Source organism: Nocardia farcinica, assembly GCF_029867845.1.
GTDB classification, from domain to species: domain Bacteria; phylum Actinomycetota; class Actinomycetes; order Mycobacteriales; family Mycobacteriaceae; genus Nocardia; species Nocardia farcinica_A.
On sequence record NZ_JARWRU010000526.1, the window covers coordinates 1 to 4,930 of the forward strand.

Consider the following 4,930-nt stretch of genomic DNA (forward strand, 5'->3'; position numbering starts at 1 on the left):
GGCCTGCCTGGCGGCGGCGCGGCGGGGCGTGGCCTCCCCGCGCGCCCCCCCGCTGAGGGCGGGCGCCTCGGGGGCGGGGTGGCGGGCGGTGGATGCGGGCGGGGGTGCGCGCGCGCCCCCACTACCGGAGGAGCTGCCTGCTCCGGACACCGCGGGCGCGGCCGGGGTGCCGCACTGCGCCGCATGCGACGGCAGCGGCCCGGTGCCGATCGCGCTGCGAGCGCCGAGCGGCCCCGGCACGGGAGCCCGAACCGGTAGCCGCCGGGTCGCGACCGACGACGACGGGGCAACGCCGACCGGTGACCGCCTGATCGCGGGCGTTGCGGTAGCGCCCGGCGCTCGGTCGGGGGACCGGTCGTGACGCCGCCGCGGGACGCGACGGTCTACCTGGTGGGCGGCGCACCGGCGCTCGGCTTCGCGGTGGCGCGTGAGTTCGTCCGGGCGGGCACCCAGCGCATCGGGCTGATCGGCTCCGATCCCGGCGCGGGTGCGCGCTCGGCAGAGCGGATCCGCGCGAGTGCGCTCGGGGTGTGGTCGCTGGCGGCGGACGCAGCCCCGGGCGACGCGGCCGGGCTATCGAGGGCGCTCACCGAGCTGACCGCGGCACTGGGGCCGCCGGACATCGCGGTCCTGCTCCCCGGCGACGAATTCGCCACCTCAGGCACGCTCGCCACCATACTGCTTCTCGCGATGCGGGACGCGGGCGGCGGCACGATCGTCGCGGTCGCCGCAGGCGCTGCCGCAGCGGCGCTCGCCGTCGTCCGGACGCTCGCGCCCACCGCGCGGCCCTGCGGCATCGAGGTGCATGCCGTCGGCGCCGCGCTCCACACCCCGGCAGCAGATCAGGAAATCGCCGAAGCCGTGCTGGCAGCAACCGGCGGCGAACCACCGCACCACCCCGTACCGAACGACCGAGAGCGAACCGCACCATGACACTCACGCAATCCTTCTGGCCCGCCACCCGCAGCTCGGGTGTCAGGGACATCTCCGTCGGAGATCTGCTCCGCGCTGCTGCCGCCGCCGTCCCGGACCGGGTGGCTCTGGTCGACGGCGACCCGGACCCCGCCGCGCGCACCGAATGGACCTACGCCGAATTGCTCGCCGAGGTCGAGCGGACGGCCCGCGCGCTGACGGCGCACTTCGCACCGGGCGAACGCATCGCGATCTGGGCGCCGAACAGCGCCCGCTGGGTCGTGCTGCAGCAGGCGGTCGCGATGGCAGGGCTGGTCCTGGTCGGCGTGAACCCGGCCTACCGCGCGAGCGAACTCGCCTACATCCTGCGCCAGTCGCGCACGGTCGGGCTGTTCCACGCCGAGGAGTACCGCGGCGCGGATCTGACCGCGATCCTGGCCGAGATCCGGCTGTCGTTGCCCGAGCTGCGCACGGTGGTCCCGTTCGGTGCCGTCGCCGACTTCGTCGCGGAGGCCACCCCCGGCCCGCTGCCCGAGGTGGCGCCGACCGCACCGGTGCAGATCCAGTACACCTCGGGCACGACCGGTTTCCCGAAGGGTGCGGTGCTGCACCACAAGGGGATCGTGAACGAGGCGACCTTCGTGTTCGAGCGCGCCGGCGCCGGCGAGCGGGTGGTCTGCGTCAACGCCATGCCGCTTTACCACATCGGTGGCGGCGCGGTGACCGAGCTCGGCACCATCACCGCCAACGGAACCTACGTCGTGCTGCCCGGTTTCGACGCCGGGCTGATGCTGGAGATGATCGAGCGCTACCGCGGCACCCACTCGCTCATGGTGCCGACCATGCTGATCGCGCTGCTCGACCACCCCGAGCGCCGCTCGCGTGACTTGTCGAGCCTGGTGACGGTGCTCTCCGGGGCGGCGACCGTGCCGCAGGCCCTGGTCGAGCAGGTCGTGACCGAACTGGACTGCCAGTTCACCATCCTGTTCGGGCAGAGCGAGATGCACGGCGTGATCAGCCAGACCCGGGTCACCGACGACCCCGCCGACCAGGCGGTCACGGTCGGGCAGCCGCTGCCTGAGCTGGAGGTCAAGATCATCGACGTGGTCAGCGGCGAGGTGGTGGCGATCGGGGCGGAGGGCGAGATCTGCTGTCGCGGCTACCAGAACATGCTGGAGTACTCCGACCTACCCGAGGAGACCGCGGCGACCATCGACGCCGACGGCTGGCTGCACATGGGCGATCTGGGGGTCATGGACGAGCGCGGATTCCTGCGGATCACCGGCCGGTTGAAGGACACCATCATCCGTGGCGGGCTCAATATCTCCCCCCGGGAGATCGAGGAGCTGCTCTTCGGGCACCCTCAGATCGCAGAGGCGGTGGTGGTCGGCGTGCCCGACCCGGAATGGGGCGAACAGGTCGGCGCCGTCATCCGGCTCCGTGTCCCGGGCACCGCCCCGGACCCCGTGGCGCTCAAGACGTGGTGCCGCGAGCGGATCTCGGCGCACAAATCGCCCGCGCGCTGGTTCGTCGTCGACGACTTCCCGATGACGCCGTCGGGCAAGATCCAGAAGTTCCGGCTGCGGGAGGAGATCACCACAGGGCGGCTCGCCGAGCTCGATGCGGCAGGGGATCGGACACCGGATTCGCCGGGCGACCTGGCGGGCACGACACCGGTGTGACTGTCTGCGGGGAACCTCACGTGTCTGGAGGCGAGCGCGATCCGGGCCCTGGGACGCCGTGCTGCTCGGCTGCCGCGGATCAGGTCGGGACCCCGGGGCTATGCGACTCGGCACGTCGGGAGCATCTCGGGCGCTCCCGACCGGGGAGAGGGCTACTTTCCCTCGGCTTCGCGGGACACCTCGGCCCATGCCGCCCACTCGTCGAGGCGTTGCTGGTAGTTGTGCGAGGCGATCACCAGGGGTCTGTTCCCCGAAGAATGCGCGCAGTGGTGCCTTCTCGGCGTCGACGATCTTCAGGATCGCGGAACCGAATCCGGTCGGCTTGGGGCTGACGGTGCCGGCTCGCGCAGCGGCCATGCCCTCGTGCACGGGGGCGTACTGCGGCTGGGCTTCTGCGAAGACGGCGGACGCACCGCTCCAGTCGGTGTCGAAGCCGCCCGGCTCGACCAGGGTGACCTTGATCCCGAACCCCGCGACCTCTTGGGCCAGGGACTCGCTCGGCCCTTCGAGCGCCCACTTCGAGGCGTGGTAGCCGCCCAACGATGGGAATGCCGCGATACCGCCGATCGTGGAGATCTGGATGATGTGGCCCGAGGACTGCTCACGCAGGACCGGCAGGACGGCCCCGGTGACGTGGAAGACGCCGAACAAGTTGGTCTCGAGCTGGTCGCGCAGCTCCTGCTCGGTGATCTCCTCCACAGTGCCGAACAGTCCGTAGCCCGCGTTGTTGCGTGCCACCGCCCGCGCCGCGGCCGCGAGCCGGTGCTGCCGGATCAGCCGGAGCTGTTCGACGGCCTGCGCTCGGGCCCGCAGGCGGTCATTTCCTGCCGCGCGCCGGCCCCGCTGTCGGTCGTTTCGAGTACTTCGTTGACGGCCATCTGTAAATGGTCGTACCATTAATAATCTGAACCGAAGGAAAGGTGGAGGATTTGGCCGGCGTGTGGTTCGACGAGTTGACAGTGGGACAGGTATTCGATCACCCCATCAGGCGAACGGTCACCGAGACCGACAACGTGCTGTTCACGGCGATGACGCACAACCCCGCGTTGCTGCATCTCGACGAGGAATACATGAAAGGCACCGAGTTCGGGCAGCGTGTGGTGAACAGCGCGTTCACACTCGGACTCATGGTGGGAATCTCGGTCGGTGACACCACGCTCGGTACCGCCGTCGCGAATCTGGGCTGGGACGAGGTGCGCTTCCCCAAGCCGCTGTTCCACGGTGACACGATTCGGGTGGAGACCGAGGTGCTGGAACTGCGCGAATCGAAGTCTCGCCCTGACCAGGGCGTCGTCGTCTTCCTGCATCGCGCGTTCAATCAGCACGGCGAGGTCGTCGCCTCGTGCAAGCGGGCCGGTCTGCAACGGAAGCGGCCGCGATGACCGCGCCGATCCGCTCGTTCCTGTTCGTGCCCGGTGACAGTGAGAAGAAGCTCGCCAAGGTGGCCGACTCCACCGCCGATGCCGTCATCCTCGATTTGGAGGACGCTGTCGGTGCGAGCCGGAAACCGTTCGCGCGCCGAATGGTATCGGAGTTCATCCAGGCACAGGATGGCACCGCTTCGACGCCGCAGCTCTGGGTTCGGATGAATCCGCTCGGCACCGAGCACGCACTGGCCGATCTGGCGGCTGTCGTGCCGGCCGCACCCGCCGGGATCATGATCCCGAAGATCGAGGGACCCGCGGATGTGCTCCGCGTGCAGCACTACCTCGACGTCCTCGAAGCGGCGAACGGTCTCGTCGGCGGGGGCGTGCGGGTGCTGCCCGTCGCCACCGAGACCCCGGTGGCCCCGTTCCGGCTCGGCGATTTCGCCGCCGCGCAACTCGACCGGCTCTACGGGCTCACCTGGGGTGCGGAGGATCTCAGCGCTGCCCTCGGAGCGTCCGGGAACACCGGACCCGACGGCCGGTGGACCACGACCTACCAGCTGGTGCGCTCGCTGACCCTGATGGCGGCGCGGGCAGCAGAGGTGGAAGCCGTGGAAACGCTGTACGTCGACATCCGCGACGAGGAGGGGCTCGCCGAATCGTCACGTCGGGCCAGGGCCGAGGGGTTCAGCGGCCGGATCGCCATCCACCCCGCTCAGGTCGACACCATCAATGCCGCCTTCACTCCGTCCGCCGACGAGGTGGAATTCGCGCACCGGGTGATCACCGCCTTCGCCGACGGCGCCGGGACGGTGGCGTTGGACGGCAAGATGCTCGATCTGCCCCATCTGAAGCAAGCGCAGCGAGTGCTGGCGCTGGCCAACGGCCGGATCGGCTGAACGAGCCGGGGAGTTCTCGTCTGGAACAGAGGCGGGGGGGGGGCGGGGGGGGGAGAGGGGGGGGGGGGGG

At 70.5% G+C, this 4,930-nt stretch carries 4 protein-coding genes and 1 pseudogene; 4 read left to right on the top strand and 1 reads right to left on the bottom strand.

Features of this window, described 5'->3' with window-relative positions:
- Positions 1–357: 357 nt before the first annotated feature.
- Together QH283_RS11345 and QH283_RS11350 are read left to right on the top strand one after the other, a co-directional pair.
- Positions 358–933 carry a hypothetical protein gene (locus QH283_RS11345; RefSeq protein ID WP_086845942.1) on the top strand — a complete coding sequence of 192 codons (576 nt, stop codon included), beginning with the start codon at positions 358–360 and terminating at the stop codon, positions 931–933.
- Positions 930–2,594, top strand: a complete 1,665-nt coding sequence (locus QH283_RS11350) for an AMP-binding protein (protein WP_280502972.1) — start codon at positions 930–932, stop codon at positions 2,592–2,594. The genes QH283_RS11345 and QH283_RS11350 overlap by 4 nt, the downstream gene beginning before the upstream one ends.
- 450 nt (positions 2,595–3,044) lie before the next feature.
- Here QH283_RS11350 and QH283_RS11355 read toward each other — a convergent pair.
- A pseudogene (locus QH283_RS11355) lies at positions 3,045–3,491 on the bottom strand (SDR family NAD(P)-dependent oxidoreductase); the annotation flags it as partial.
- A 32-nt stretch (positions 3,492–3,523) separates the two neighbouring features.
- Here QH283_RS11355 and QH283_RS11360 point away from each other — a divergent pair.
- Both QH283_RS11360 and QH283_RS11365 read left to right on the top strand, forming a co-directional pair.
- Positions 3,524–3,976 (top strand): MaoC family dehydratase, encoded by a 453-nt coding sequence (locus tag QH283_RS11360; protein WP_086845964.1) that lies wholly within the window; start codon positions 3,524–3,526, stop codon positions 3,974–3,976.
- Entirely contained in the window at positions 3,973–4,860 is an 888-nt protein-coding gene (locus tag QH283_RS11365) for an HpcH/HpaI aldolase/citrate lyase family protein (protein ID WP_086845938.1), read from the top strand. The genes QH283_RS11360 and QH283_RS11365 overlap by 4 nt, the downstream gene beginning before the upstream one ends.
- Positions 4,861–4,930 lie beyond the last annotated feature (70 nt).